General features: G+C 42.7%; 1 protein-coding gene. It reads left to right on the top strand.

The genetic code is table 11. From position 1 onward, the window contains the following. Window positions 1–155: 155 nt before the first annotated feature. Window positions 156–497, top strand: a complete 342-nt coding sequence (locus R7190_RS29685) for a diacylglycerol kinase (RefSeq protein WP_318138184.1) — start codon at window positions 156–158, stop codon at window positions 495–497. Window positions 498–558: the final 61 nt, after the last annotated feature.

Below are 558 nucleotides of genomic sequence, written 5' to 3' on the forward strand. Positions count from 1 at the left end.
GAAATAGAGGCAGGTAAATTATGCAGACATCCCCAATAAATGTAAAATACACAGCTCCAATATAACGAAATACCGATAAGTATTCTGCAATGTTAAAGACTACACCAGATCAATCGCAAGAATAAGGGAAGCCAGGTAATACGGGCGTAAAACGCATTATCAAAGCAACAGGTTACTCTATACAGGGATTAAAAGCCACTTATAAACAGGAAACTGATGTTCGACAAGAGCTCGCTTTGCTAAGCATTACTGTGATTTTGGCGTGCGTGGTTGATGTCGGGATGATAGAGCGCATCTTATTGATTGGTGTCGTGGTATTAGTTCTGATTGTCGAACTGATTAACTCCGCGATAGAAGCAGTGGTGGATCGCATTGGTGTTGAACGCCATGAATTAAGTGGTCGCGCTAAAGATATAGGATCGGCAGCCGTTATGGTTGCGTTAGCGTTCGCAGCTTTTAGTTGGCTATACATATTGGCCAGTCGCTACCTAGGCTAGAGGTTACAACATGATTCAGCAGTATCGAGATAGCAACCAAGTCATTTGGTTTGATGAGGAG

Source organism: Vibrio sp. 1078-1, from assembly GCF_033340475.1.